This window comes from Martelella alba (assembly GCF_005217455.1).
In the GTDB taxonomy this organism is placed as follows: domain Bacteria; phylum Pseudomonadota; class Gammaproteobacteria; order Enterobacterales; family Enterobacteriaceae; genus Acerihabitans.
In genome coordinates this window covers 102,754-116,253 of the sequence record NZ_SZPQ01000014.1, presented here as the reverse complement: position 1 = coordinate 116,253, position 13,500 = coordinate 102,754, and the positions used below count along the sequence as shown (strand labels likewise).

9 protein-coding genes are annotated in these 13,500 nt (G+C 59.6%); 5 read left to right on the top strand and 4 right to left on the bottom strand.

Annotation, left to right across the window (positions count from 1 at the left end; genetic code table 11):
- Nucleotides 1-198: 198 nt before the first annotated feature.
- Complete coding sequence (locus FCN80_RS10810; RefSeq protein WP_136990170.1) at nucleotides 199-1,230, top strand: TIGR04086 family membrane protein; 1,032 nt, start codon at nucleotides 199-201, stop codon at nucleotides 1,228-1,230.
- A 36-nt stretch (nucleotides 1,231-1,266) separates the two neighbouring features.
- Here the strand turns inward: FCN80_RS10810 and FCN80_RS10805 are convergent, their stop codons facing one another.
- Nucleotides 1,267-4,986 carry an AAA family ATPase gene (locus FCN80_RS10805; RefSeq protein ID WP_136990169.1) on the bottom strand — a complete coding sequence of 1,240 codons (3,720 nt, stop codon included), beginning with the start codon at nucleotides 4,984-4,986 and terminating at the stop codon, nucleotides 1,267-1,269.
- Nucleotides 4,983-6,212: an exonuclease subunit SbcD gene (sbcD, locus tag FCN80_RS10800; protein WP_136990168.1), complete on the bottom strand. Its 1,230-nt coding sequence runs from the start codon at nucleotides 6,210-6,212 to the stop codon at nucleotides 4,983-4,985. The genes FCN80_RS10805 and sbcD overlap by 4 nt, the downstream gene beginning before the upstream one ends.
- Nucleotides 6,213-6,610: 398 nt before the next feature.
- On the opposite strand from sbcD, the gene phoB reads away from it, so the two are divergent.
- The 4 genes from phoB (at nucleotide 6,611) to proY (ending at nucleotide 11,785) form a co-directional block, all read left to right on the top strand.
- On the top strand, nucleotides 6,611-7,300 hold the full coding sequence (phoB, locus tag FCN80_RS10795) for a phosphate response regulator transcription factor PhoB (RefSeq protein WP_136990167.1): 690 nt from the start codon (nucleotides 6,611-6,613) through the stop codon (nucleotides 7,298-7,300).
- 24 nt (nucleotides 7,301-7,324) lie between these two features.
- The gene (gene phoR, locus FCN80_RS10790; RefSeq protein ID WP_136990166.1) at nucleotides 7,325-8,659 is read left to right on the top strand and encodes a phosphate regulon sensor histidine kinase PhoR; all 1,335 of its coding nucleotides are present in this window, start codon (nucleotides 7,325-7,327) and stop codon (nucleotides 8,657-8,659) included.
- A 356-nt stretch (nucleotides 8,660-9,015) separates the two neighbouring features.
- The gene (brnQ, locus tag FCN80_RS10785; RefSeq protein ID WP_136990165.1) at nucleotides 9,016-10,332 is read left to right on the top strand and encodes a branched-chain amino acid transport system II carrier protein; all 1,317 of its coding nucleotides are present in this window, start codon (nucleotides 9,016-9,018) and stop codon (nucleotides 10,330-10,332) included.
- Nucleotides 10,333-10,411: 79 nt separating this feature from the next.
- Nucleotides 10,412-11,785 carry a proline-specific permease ProY gene (gene proY, locus FCN80_RS10780; protein ID WP_136990164.1) on the top strand — a complete coding sequence of 458 codons (1,374 nt, stop codon included), beginning with the start codon at nucleotides 10,412-10,414 and terminating at the stop codon, nucleotides 11,783-11,785.
- 191 nt (nucleotides 11,786-11,976) lie between these two features.
- On the opposite strand, the gene FCN80_RS10775 is transcribed toward proY, so the two are convergent.
- Together FCN80_RS10775 and FCN80_RS10770 are read right to left on the bottom strand one after the other, a co-directional pair.
- The gene (locus FCN80_RS10775) at nucleotides 11,977-12,579 is read right to left on the bottom strand and encodes a peroxiredoxin C (RefSeq protein WP_136990163.1); all 603 of its coding nucleotides are present in this window, start codon (nucleotides 12,577-12,579) and stop codon (nucleotides 11,977-11,979) included.
- Between the two features lie 225 nt (nucleotides 12,580-12,804).
- The gene (locus tag FCN80_RS10770; protein ID WP_230492607.1) at nucleotides 12,805-13,428 is read right to left on the bottom strand and encodes an acyl carrier protein phosphodiesterase; all 624 of its coding nucleotides are present in this window, start codon (nucleotides 13,426-13,428) and stop codon (nucleotides 12,805-12,807) included.
- Nucleotides 13,429-13,500: the final 72 nt, after the last annotated feature.

Genomic DNA, 13,500 nt, shown 5'->3' with positions numbered 1-13,500 from the left:
CCGGGTTTGCCGCATCGGTGGCCGAACCGGTTACGCCGCTAACCCCCGCGGGAATAGGCTACAAACGTAATATATGCTTTTGAAATCAATTAAATGTAATCAGTTTGCCACCTTGGGTATTCTTGAATTCGCGTCAACATAAACTACGTTAAGTGCGTAGCCTGTCGCTACAGGAGAGAATATTCAGGAGAAGGTTATATGGAAACGCATACTCTGGCCGCAACGCCAAGGATTACAGCCTGGGGCGCAATCATCGGCGGCGTATTTACCGTGTTGGCAATATCCATTTTACTGTCGGTGCTGGGTACGGCGCTGGGACTCGCCATAGTGGATCCCACCGCCGGGCAGTCGACGCAGGGGGTCGGCACCGCGGTGACGATCTGGTCTTTCGTCTCGGTCCTGATAAGTCTGGCCGCGGGCGGGTTTGTGGCGGGAAGACTGGCGGGCGCGGCGGGGATCAGTCACGGCTTCCTGGTCTGGGCCACCTCATTGCTTGTCGCCATTGTGCTAAGCGGCATGATTGTCGGCGGGGCCTTACGCGCGGCGGGCAATGCCATCGGCGCCATCGCTTCCGCCACCGGCGGCGCGGCGTCCGGTATCGCGTCGTCACTGACGGCGCCCAATGGCGGCATGCGCGACTGGCTGGACGAGGCCGGCAGGCAATGGAGCCGCGACGCGCAACTGCCGCCGGACCAAACGCCGAAAGCGATCATGGATGCGCTGCGTAACAGTAATATCGACGCGTTACAGCCCGATTACCTGTCAAAGCAAATCCACGCCGCCAGCGAGGACATGCGACGGACGTTCCGCGCCATACTGGATAATCCGGATAACAGCGACGCCGAAATGGCGCATTTGTCCGACCGGCTTAAACAGCGCGTCGATCATCTTTCAGCCGCGATCAAGCGGGACGACGTACATAACGCGCTGAGCCGCAATACCAGTATGAACGCCGATGAAGTCGAGCGGGCCACTGACGCCCTGATGCGCGATAAACAGCGGATGGCCGCCGAGGCGAAAAACCGGCTGGAAGACATGGAGCAGAATATCAACACCCTGCGCGATGAAGCGCAGCAATGGCAAGAGCAGGCCAAACAGAAAGCCGCGGCCGCCGCTAAAGCCATTGCCAAATCGGCGCTCTGGTCGTTCGTCGCGCTGCTTATCGGCGCGGTGGTGAGCGCATTCTGCGGTTTATGGGGCGTACGCGCCACGCACCGTCACCGTTTTTAAGGCCTTTTTTCGCAGCGAAATGCAGCAAAAAGCAGGCTAATCGTCAAGCCGGCCATGGGCCGGCTGATGTTGTCCCCGACGCACCGCGAAACGCGCCTCAAGGCGGCTGACGCCCATTCCGTTGACCTTCCTGACTTTAATTTGCACCGGGATCCGTTCCTTCATGGCCTCGACGTGGCTTATCACGCCAATCATCTTGCCGCCGGCGTTCAGCGTATCCAGTGCGTCCAGGGCGATATCCAGCGTTTCGGCGTCCAACGTGCCGAAGCCTTCGTCGAGAAACAGGGAATCAATGCGGGTTTTGTGGCTGACCAGGTCCGAGAGCGCCAAGGCCAGGGCCAGACTGACCAGGAAGCTTTCGCCGCCGGACAACGTCCGGGTATCCCGCGCCGCTTCCGCCTGCCAGGTGTCAACGACTTCCAATTCCAGTTCGGCGTCATCTTTGCGTCGCAACTGATAGCGATCATGCAGGCGCAGCAATTGCCGATTGGCCAGACTCACCAGATATCCCAGCGTCAGGCCCTGGGCGAATTTACGGAATTTGTCGCCCTCCCGGGACCCTATCAACTCATTGAGAAAACCCCAGTCCGCATAGGCCGCTTCGCCGGCGGCAATGGCCGCGATCAGCGTCTGTTGTTCCTGCAAACGCGCCTGGTGGCCCGCCAATTGCTGGCGAATGCCGCCCTGATGCCGGGCATGTTCCGCCAAACGGCCGTTTATCTCGGCCAGACGACGTTCCACGTCGGCCGGCTGCGCTTCCTCCTCAAGCGTCGGCGGGCGCTGGGCGGCGAGTTCCCGCCATGCCGACTCCGCCTGTTCGAGCAATGCCCCGGTTTGCTGCCGCCTTGCGGTAAGCTGCTCGCGCAAGGCTTGTAACCGTTCCCGCGTTTCGGGGGGCAACAAGGCCCCTTGCAGCTCGCCGGTATCGGCGAAGGGGCTGCGGCGCAATGCGTCGTCCAGCGTGTCGGCGGCCTGCCGCGCCGCCTGGGCCAGCGTCTGCAATTGTTGTCGCTGGGCGTCGATAGCGCCGTTCAATTGCTGCAACCGTTCCCGAGCCTGTTGCAACTGCTGTTCCGCCCGCTGCCTGGCCTGCTCCAGCAGGTTGTCTTGCTGGCGAAGCGCTTCCCCTATCCGCGCCACGCTCTCATCGCCTATCAGCGAGCGCCGTTCCTCTCTGGCCCGCGCCAGTTCATTATCGGTTTGCAAACGTTGCCGCTCGCTGTGTTCCAGATCTTTTTCCCGTTCCGCCAGCGCATCGCCCAGATGACGTATCTCGCCCCGCAGAGCGGCGACGGCGGGTGTTAACGCCTGTTGCCGCTGTGATTGTTCTGACCAGGATTGCCACTCCCGCTGCCGGTCCGTCATCCACGGGTCAATGGCGTGATCTTCGGGGACGGTGAGCCCCCTGGGTTGTAGATCCGCCGCAATCTCTGTGGTCAGGCGGGCGATAAGCTGGCGCTGGTCGTCCAGGCGTCGGGCGACCAGCGCCAGATCCCGCTCGGCGGTTTCGCGCCGTTGATCATGCAAGGCCAACCGGCCGGCGGCCGTTTGCCAAGCGGTTATGGCCTCATTGGCGGCATCGCGGGCTGCCTGCCATTGCCGGTCGGCCTGCCTGCGCGCCTCAAGCTGCTCGCCAAGCGCCATTTCCCGCGTCTCTTGTTCCGACAGCCAGTCTTCCGCGCTCGATGCGTCATCGGTGAGCGGTCGGCAATCCAGCGCCGCGGCCAGCCGACGCCATTGCCGGTCGGCGGCGGCGATATCGGCTTCGCGTCGTTGCCGCTCGGTCTCGGTCTGATCCCGTTGCTGTTGCAGTAAATGGTGGCGGGTTTCGGTCTCAATGCTTTGCGCGGTCAATGTCGCCACCTCTTCCTCCAGCGCGTGACGGCGGCTTGCGGTCTCGGCCGGCGCGGTCCGGGGAAGCAGGGTGGCGAAAGGATGATCCGTGGCGCCGCATAACGGACAAGGCTGGCCCGGTTGTAATCGGGTTCGCTGTTCTTGCAGGTCGCTTATCCGCAGTTCCAGTTCATGACGGGCGGCGACCTCTTCCAAGAGCGAGGATTTTTCCATCCATTGCCGCCGACGGGTATCGTGGACGGCGGCCAGGTCGCCGCATTCGACGTCCAGTCCGGACAACCGCGCGACAATCGCCGCCAGATCCTGCTGGTGCCGCCGATATTGCAGCAAACTCCGTTCCAAGGCATTCCGTTGCGGACGCCGCCCCTGGCTTAACCGCCAGGTTTCTTCCAGCGTGGCGATGGGCATACACTGTTCGCGCGCGTCCCGCTGTCGCGCCTGGCGTTCGACGTCGACCCGCGTGCTATCCGCCCGCCGCCGGCGCTCGTCGGTTTCGGTTTGCAAGGCGCGGTATTCTTCAAGCCATTGCCGTTGCTGTTGCGACAGCGCGTCTTTTTGCCGGGCCAGCTCGTCCGCCGTCTGGCATTCCCGCCGCCGTCTGTCGAAGCGTTCACGCCATAACGGCAACTGCGCGCCCCAATGCCGGTGGTTGTCATGACCGGCCAGAAACCGCTCGACGTCGGACAATTGTCGTTCAGTCCGGGACAGGTCGGCTTGCATGCCTTCCAACGCCAGGCGTTTTTGCTGCTGCTGCGCCGCCAGGGTTTCCGTGGCGCGTCGTTGTGATTCGGCTTGTCGCGCCAAACCGGCTATCGTCTGATCCAGCGGGGTGATCCGCTCGTCTATTAATTGCTGTTGCCGCTGATGGTACGCCATTTGCGCCTGGCAGGCTTGGCGGGCGCTGTCCAGCGCATCTTCCAGCGGCCGAATCCGCTGTTGTTCCTGTTGGCGCAGAGCGATTTGCTGGTCCAGCGACTGCGCCGACTGGCGTTGACGGAGCGCGTGTTCGGCAGACGCGTTCAGCAGGGGCCGCAAAGCCTCCGCCGGCTCGCCGCGCGCCAGCCGGGACAGTTCCGGTTCGGCCAGAGTCAGGGCTCCCTCGGCGTCTTCTTTTTTTCCCCGAGCGCCGGTAAGCGCCTCATCCAGCCGGCATCGCTGATTAAGCCAGTCCAGATGCCGTTGTCCCGTGCGCTGTTCCTGTTGTAACTGTAATTCCGCCGCTTGGCTTTGCCGCAAATCATCGGCGAGCGCCGCCAACTGCGATTCACTCAGGAGTTGGATGGCGGCGGCGCGCAGTTGTAGCGTGTCCAGTTGTGCCTTGGCGGCTTTGTGCCTCTCAAAGACCTCGGCGGAGATCCGGCCGTAAATATCGGTTCCGGTCAATTCTTCCAGCAGCTCGGCGCGTTGTTTGGCATCGGCATTGAGAAAAGCGGCGAACTCCCCCTGGGCCAGCAGCATGGATTTCGTGAACCGGCCAAAATCCAGTCCGGTGATTTCCGCCACCTTCCGCCGCTTATCGTTGATTTTATCCGCCAGGATCCGGCCGTCGTCAATGCGGGCCAATTCAGCCCTGACCGGTTGCAGATTGCCCTGGGGATGGTTTTTGGCCCGCCGCTGACTCCAGAAGGCCCGATAACCGACGCCTTTGACCTCGAATTCGACCTCGGCCAACGCATCGGCGGTATGCCGGGTCATCAGCTCCTGACCGGGGTTATCGCCGAGGCGGGGCGTTTGATGGTAAAGCGCCAGGCAAATGGCGTCGAGCAAAGTGGATTTGCCGGCGCCGGTCGGGCCGGTAATGGCGAATAACGATGTGCGATCAAAAGGCGCGGCGGTGAAATCGATTTTCCACTCCCCTTGCAGGGCATTAAGGTTTTTCAGCCGCAAGGTCAGAATTTTCACGATGCTTGCTCCTCTGGCGGTGACGCGAGCCGCAGATCGGCCACCACTTGGGCGTAAAGCTGGCGAATGCGCTCCAGATCCGCCGCTTCTTTGCCCGCGACCTGCGAGAGGCGCCGTTCAAATACCTCCTCGACGCTCAGTTCGGCCAGGGTTTCGCGCGGCGATTGCGCCAACGACCGGAGCCGTTGTTCCCGGTTGCGGCGCAGCAGCACGATTTCCACCGGCAGATCGGCGGCCGTTTGCCGTATCCGTTGTTGAATATCGTTTAGCCAGTCGTCGGTGGTCACTTCGATATCCAGCCAGATGGGCTGCCCGCCCTGGCTGCTCTCCAAGGCGCGCAATTGGGTTTCGATTTGTTCCGCCGTTCCGCTCAGCAGGCGCATGGGTTGGACTTCCGGTATGGGCAGCGGGGTGATTTCCGCTTTCCGGCCGTCGGCGAACGTCACCAGATTGACCTGTTTGGTTTGCCCCGCCTCATCGAAGCTCAGGGCGATGGGCGAACCGCAGTAATGTATGGGAGGATCGACATTGACGACCTGGGGCCGATGAATATGACCCAGCGCGAGATAATCCACCGGCGGGAATCGCTGGGCGGGAAACGCCTCAAGACTGCCAATATAGATATCCCGCACCGACTCGCTGGTACTGGCGCCCACCACGGTCAGGTGTCCGGTGGCGACGATGGGCACCGGCGACGGCAGGGTGGAGCGCAACGCCAGCGCCTGCTCATGGCATTGCCGGTAATGGTCTGCGATGGCTTGCGCCAGCGCGCGCTGTTTATCATCGGCCGATTCCCCAGGCCGGCTGGCCAGCAGATCCCGTGCGCGTAAAAAGGGGACGGCGCACAAAATCGCGCCGGGTTTTCCGTTACGCTTATTAAGCGGAAAAACCTGTTGTCCATCGGCCCGCGCGATAACGCGGGTATGGAGGCACGCCAATAAGTCACGCGACTCGTTGAGGGTGGCCGCCGCGTCATGGTTGCCGCCGAGCACGATAAGCTGACAACCGGTAGGCTGTAGATCCGTCACAAAACGGTTGAACAATTCGCGCGCGTAACTGGGCGGCGTACCGGTATCGAAAATATCGCCGACCACCAGTACGGCATCGACGTGATACCGTTCGACCTGTTCAATGAGCCAACGGAGGAAAGTCTGATGTTCCCTGGCGCGGTTTTTGGTATAAAACGACTGGCCCAGATGCCAGTCGGAGGTATGGATGATTCGCATGCAGCCCCGGCGAGATTCCTCTTGTCAGGGCAAAAGTATACTCCTAACCGCCGGTCGCCGCCGCCGTAAAAGTTTATACTCGTCATACTTCCCGCCGCCTTTTGCAGGCTGCGACCGACACCCCAGCGGCCTTGCCGGCTATGCGCCTGGGGGTGAGCGGCGGCTTGTTTCTCGCCGTGGATCCGCCGTTGGCGGTTCACATTTGTTCCCGACGGATCTGCCGCTCACATGCCGCCGGGATGCGACTTGACGTATTAAGAGCCTATTTCCGACAATCGTGCAGAAAAAGCCCGCTATTTTCTATGCTTATAATGGCTATGCTTAATTAATAAATCTGTCATAAAAGTGACGCATAATGCCCGGGCACGATAACCGCAGAGTATAATGGCAGGGAATTTATGGCAAAACGCATATTAGTCGTGGAAGATGAAGCGCCCATCCGTGAAATGGTCTGCTTTGTTCTCGAACAGAATGGTTTCCAGCCTATCGAGGCGGAGGATTACGGCGGCGCGGTCAATCGTCTGGTGGAACCGTATCCGGATCTGGTTTTGCTTGACTGGATGCTGCCCGGCGGTTCGGGGATTCAGTTCATCAAATTGATGAAGCGCGAGGCACTGACCCGGGACATTCCCGTCATGATGCTGACCGCGCGCGGCGAAGAGGAAGATCGGGTGCGTGGTCTGGAAGTGGGGGCGGACGACTATATTACCAAGCCCTTCTCGCCTAAAGAGCTTCTGGCGCGGATTAAAGCGGTTATGCGGCGGATTTCGCCCATGGCGGTGGAAGATAAAATCGAAGTGCAGGGGCTAAGCCTGGATCCCTCATCGCACCGGGTCACGTCTAATGAGTTGGCATTGGATATGGGGCCGACCGAATTCAAGCTGTTACATTTTTTCATGACGCACCCAGAAAGGGTATATAGTCGCGAGCAGTTGCTTAACCATGTATGGGGCACTAATGTGTATGTTGAAGATCGCACGGTGGACGTGCATATCCGCCGCTTGCGCAAAGCGCTTGAAACCGGCGGACACGATCGCATGGTTCAGACGGTACGAGGCACGGGGTATCGTTTTTCGGCCCGATACTGAATGGGCGACAAAGGAGAACGGCTTGTGCTAGAACGTTTATCCTGGAAGAAACTGCTGCTCGAACTGGCGCTATTCTGCCTTCCCGCCTTGGCGCTATCGCTTATTATCGGCCATTTACCCTGGCTGCTGGCATTGTCGTTGCTGGCGGCGTTATTGCGTAATTACTATTATCAGTTGCGGTTGTCGTGGTGGCTTTGGGTCGATCTTAGCCGCACGCCCCCCGTGGGGCGCGGCAGTTGGGAACCGTTGTTCTACGGACTACACCAGATGCAGTTGCGCCATCGCCGTCGCCGGCGCGACCTGGTCACCTTGTTCAAACGGTTTCGCAGCGGCGCGGAGACCTTGCCCGACGCGTTGGTCATGTTGACCGGCGACGGCCATATTTTCTGGTGTAACGGGCTTGCGCAGCAATTGCTGGGTTTCCGCTGGCCGGAAGACAACGGCCAGCATATCCTCAATTTGATCCGTTATCCTGAATTCAACGATTATATGCAGCGCCAAGGGTTTCAACGTCCGCTGACACTGAATATGAGCAATCAGCGTTATGTGGAATTCCGGGTGATGCCCTATACGGACGATCAGCTCTTGATGGTGGCGCGCGATGTGACCCAAATGCGTCAACTGGAAGGGGCCCGGCGGAATTTTTTCGCCAATGCCAGCCATGAGCTGCGCACACCCCTGACCGTGCTACAGGGTTATCTGGAAATGATGGACGACGAGAATATGGACGCCGCGTTCCGCGCCAAGGCCATCCATACCATGCAGGACCAGACGCGGCGCATGGAGCGCCTGGTCAAGCAATTACTGATGCTCTCGCGCATTGAGGCGGCGCCGCAAGGGGATACCTGCGAGAACGTGGATATCCCCGCCATATTGAAACGTTTGCAGCAAAGCGCGGCCGGGTTAAGCCAGGAGCGTCATGAAATGGTCTTTCGGATCAATGAAAAGCTCCGGGTACGCGGCAACGAAGAACAACTGCGCAGCGCCATGTCGAATCTGATTTATAACGCGATAATTCACACGCCCCCCGGCACCCGCATCGAAGTCTGCTGGCAGCGCACGGTCGGCGGCGCTGAATTCCAGGTAAGCGATAATGGTCCCGGCATCGCGCCGGAACACATTCCCCGCCTGACCGAACGATTCTATCGCGTGGACAAAGCCCGTTCCCGGCAGACCGGCGGCAGCGGGCTGGGGCTGGCCATCGTCAAGCACGCGCTAAACAATCATGACGCCCGGCTGGACATTATCAGCGCACCGGGGGAGGGCACCCGGTTTTCCTTCACCTTGCCGAACCGGTTGATAGTTTCCGCCCCGGTGGCGGAAGACGGGGCTTTGTCTTCGCCATCCATTGAGTCCTGATGGACCCGCCCCCGGGTGAACAACGCCTTCCATAAGACTATTTTATGGAATTCCTGCGACGCATTAAGCTATGATATGGCCGGATTTGTGGTATTTTTGACATTATCCACTGTGTTTTTGGATTTTTTTCGGATAAATGCCCAGTATTGACCCCGCGCTCTTGTATTACATCGTCCGACCGGTTTAAAGTGCGCCGTCCTGGCCGGCGCCCCCTCGCGTATGCATCTATGCTCAATCGTCTGGACCGTCGCCTGCGGCCAGGCGGCGTATAACGTGCGGATCGCCGGCGCGGCGATTGGCGGCCGCGTGATGATATCCATCACTTTTTCTTATTTATAAAGGCATTATAGGGTTTCATGAGTCAGCGTTTAACGACCAGAGATATTCTGGCATTGGGATTTATGACTTTCGCGCTGTTTGTCGGCGCCGGCAATATCATTTTCCCGCCAATGGTGGGTCTACAATCCGGTCCTCATGTGTGGTGGGCCGCGGCGGGTTTTCTGGTGACGGCGGTGGGGCTGCCGGTGCTGACCGTGGTGGCGTTGGCCAGGGTCGGCGGCGGCATCGACACGCTGAGTTCGCCCATCGGCCGTAAGGCGGGGCTGCTGCTGGCGGTCGTCTGCTATTTGGTGGTGGGGCCGTTATTCGCCATTCCGCGTACCGCGACGGTCTCTTTCGAAGTGGGTATGGCACCCTTTACCGAGCCGGGCGCCAAGCCGCTGTTTTATTACAGCCTGGTCTATTTCATTTTGGTTGTCGGCATTTCCCTGTATCCGGGCCGTCTGCTGGATACCGTCGGACATATCCTGGCGCCCCTGAAAATGGCGGCCCTGGCGGTCCTGGGCATCGCGGCCCTGTTTTGGCCGGCGGGCGCGCCCATTCCCGCCAACGAAGCTTATACCCTGATGCCGTTTTCCACCGGGTTTATGAACGGCTATCTGACCATGGACACCCTGGGGGCCATGGTGTTCGGGATCGTCATCGTCAACGCCGCCCGTTCCCGCGGCGTGGATAGCCCCTCCCTGCTGACCCGCTATACCATCTATGCCGGCCTCATCGCCGGTATCGGCCTGACGGCGATTTATATCACCCTGTTCAAACTGGGCTCCGGCAGCGGAGTGCTGGCGCCTTCGGCGCAAAATGGCGCCGAACTTTTGCATGCCTATGTGCAATTCCGGTTTGGTAACGGCGGCAGCGTTTTTCTGGCGGTGTTGATTTCCATCGCCTGCATGGTGACCGCGGTCGGGCTGACCTGCGCCTGCGCCGAATTTTTCAGCGCGCGGCTACGCTGTTCCTACGCAAAACTGGTTATTGCGCTGGGACTGTTTTCCATGCTGGTGTCCAATCTCGGCCTGAGCCATCTGATCCAGTTCTCCATGCCGGTGCTAACGGCGATTTATCCTCCCTGCATCGTGCTGATCCTCCTAAGCTTCACGTTACACTGGTGGCACCGTAGCGCCCGGATTGTCGCGCCGACGATGCTGGTCAGTCTGATATTCGGCTGCATCGGCGCGTTGCGCGCATCGGCGTTCGCCGGCGCCTTGCCTGGCTGGATGGGCGATTTGCCCTGGTCGACGCAGGGTCTGGCCTGGCTGCCGCCGACATTGCTGATGGGGGTTATCGCCGCGGTTTACGATCGCTACGGCACCCGGCATGAGGCCGCGGCGCATTAAGCGACTTGCGGCATTTTCCGTTGTTTTTAGCCATGACGCCGCCGCCGTGGCTTTTTGTTCAACACAGGGCAATAGGGTTATGCAACAGACACCCACCACATTGAAACGCGGGCTCAGTACCCGCCATATCCGGTTCATGGCCCTGGGATCGGCCATCGGCACCGGCTTGTTTTACGGCTCCGCCGACGCGATACAAATGGCCGGCCCCAGCGTACTGCTGGCTTACCTGATAGGCGGCGTGGTGGCTTATATCATCATGCGCGCCCTGGGGGAGATGTCGGTACATAATCCCAGCGCCGGTTCCTTCTCCCGCTATGCGCAGGATAATCTGGGCCCGCTGGCCGGTTATATCACCGGCTGGACCTATTGTTTCGAAATTCTGATCGTCGCCATCGCCGATGTGACCGCCTTTGGCATTTATATGGGGGTATGGTTTCCGGCAGTGCCGCATTGGATCTGGGTGCTCGCCGTGGTATTGGTCATCGGCGCCGTCAATTTATTGCACGTCAAGGCCTTTGGCGAACTGGAGTTTTGGTTTTCCTTTTTCAAGGTCGCCACCATCGTGGCAATGATATTGGCCGGACTGGGGATTATCTTCTGGGGCATCGGCAACGGCGGCCGGCCGACCGGCATACATAACCTCTGGAGCCACGGCGGTTTTTTCAGCCACGGGGCGATGGGCATGATTTTGTCGCTGCAACTGGTCATGTTCGCTTATGGCGGTATTGAAATCATCGGCATCACCGCCGGCGAGGCCAGCGAGCCGGAGAAATCCATACCCCGGGCCATCAATTCCGTCCCCTGGCGCATACTGGTTTTTTACGTGGGGACGCTGGCGGTGATTATGTCGCTTTTTCCCTGGAACCAGGTCGGCACCGCCGGCAGTCCCTTTGTGCTGACTTTCCAAAAACTCGGCATCCCCACCGCCGCCGGCATTTTGAATTTTGTGGTGATTACCGCCTCGCTCTCGGCCATCAACAGCGACGTGTTCGGCGTGGGCAGGATGCTGCACGGCATGGCCGGACAGGGACACGCGCCGGCGGTTTTCGCCCGGGTATCGCGCCAGGGTATTCCCTGGGTCACCGTACTGGTTATGGTGGCGGCGCTGCTGGTGGCCGTTTACCTCAACTACCTGATGCCGGAAAAACTGTTCCTGGTTATCGCTTCGTTGGCCACCTTCGCCACTGTCTGGGTGTGGATCATGATTTTGTGCTCGCAGGTGGCGTTTCGCCGCTCGCTGAGCGCAAAACAGGTGCGCGCCCTGGCCTTCCCCCTTCCGGGCGGCTCGGCGACCTCGCTGGCGGGCATCGTGTTCCTGGTTTTTATTATCGGCCTGATCGGTTATTTCCCCGACACCCGGGTGTCCTTGTACGCCGGCGCGATTTGGGTGCTGTTGCTGTTGGCGGGATATACCTTGACGCAGCGACGCGCCGCCGCCGCGCAAAGCCGCTGACCAAGCGCCCTCGCCGGCCTGTCGGGGCCTATCCCAGTGGACGCATTGGCAAGTTGACTGGCCCTGAAGGGGTAGGGGTTTAACATGGCCCTGCCTGCCAGGGTCTGAATCAGACGGCGCATCGGATAAAAAAAACCCGACGGCAACGCCGGCGGGTCTTATTGCGACAAGGGCGAAAACCCCGGTCCTACTTACAGGTTATTGAAGTGCTCAGACAGGTATTTGGCGACGCCGGCCGGGGACGCGCCCATGCCTTCACGACCTTTTTCCCATTGCGCCGGGCAGACTTCGCCATGTTCTTCATGGAACTGCAACGCGTCGACCATGCGGATCATTTCGTCGATATTGCGGCCCAGCGGCAAATCGTTAACCACCTGGTGGCGGACAATGCCTTCTTTGTCAATCAGGAAAGAGCCGCGCAACGCAACGCCGGCATCCGGATGTTCGATACCATAGGCCCGGATGATTTCATGTTTGACGTCGGCCACCAACGGGTAACGAACTTCGCCGATACCGCCTTTTTCCACCGGCGTTTGACGCCAGGCGTTATGGACAAACTCGGAGTCGAAGGAAACGCCGACGATTTCCACGCCGCGCTGCTGGAATTCCTCAAACCGTTTATCGAAAGCGATAAGCTCGGACGGACAAACGAACGTGAAGTCCATCGGCCAGAAAAACACCACCGCCGGTTTGCCCTTGATAAAGCTTTTGAGGTTAAAGTCATTGACGATTTCACCACTTCCCAGAACCGCTGCAGCGGTAAAGTCGGGTGCTTGACGAGTTACCAGGACCATGTGTACTCCTGTAAAATGCGGTTAGGTTTAGAAGAATGGGTTTAATCAAAACGTGACAAGTATAGTTTCACCCCGCCGCGCATTAAAGCCCATGGCGCCAATCGATGAGATAGTTCACACCTATTGATATGATTACTATTTCTTTTTTATATTACAAATTAACCCTTTTTACAAAAATAACAAGAAAGCGTCTTACTGGCCTTTTCGAAACATCGCCGGGGCCAATCAGAGAAAGACCTCCGGCAATTGGCCGGTGGCGGCGGTGTGGCGCGCCAGCCGCAGCATATCCGGGTAGAGTTCCCAAAAGCGGCTTTCCAGCGCCGGGTAATGCCGCGCGATTTCCGGATAAATGTGCCCCAGGGCGGAAAGTCTTGGGCGTCGCTCAGCCATCCGGCATAAAACCTGTTCCAGGAATAGCGGCTCGGCATAGCGCTCCAGCCAGCGCTCACGCCATAGCGCACGGTTCAAATGGCGAAACGGCTCCGGCGAGGCGGGCAGGGCCGGCGTAATGGCCGCTTCGGCCATCCGGGCGAAGCGGGATAAAGACATGTCCGGCTCCAGTCGCGTCCAGTGGCGGGCCAAAAAATGGTCCCAGACCACGTCCAGGGCGATGGGCGATACCCGGCGAACGTCGGCGCCGAATAATGCCTTGGCGTTTCTCACCGCTGGATGCGTATCAGTCAGACCGTCGATGCGTCGATGCAAACGGATGCCGGCCGCCACCGCGGGCGGATAGCGGCCGTCGGGATTGCCGCGGACATAATCGGCCATCAGGTTGCCCAGCAGGGAACTGCCGGCCGTGGCGGCGAGATGCAGGTGCGCAAGAAAGTTCATGATACGAGTATACATCAGACAAAACTTCGCCGTAGCCGCTTATTTCTTGCAGGTCGTGCCGCATAGCCCTAGACTAGGCCGCCTGTT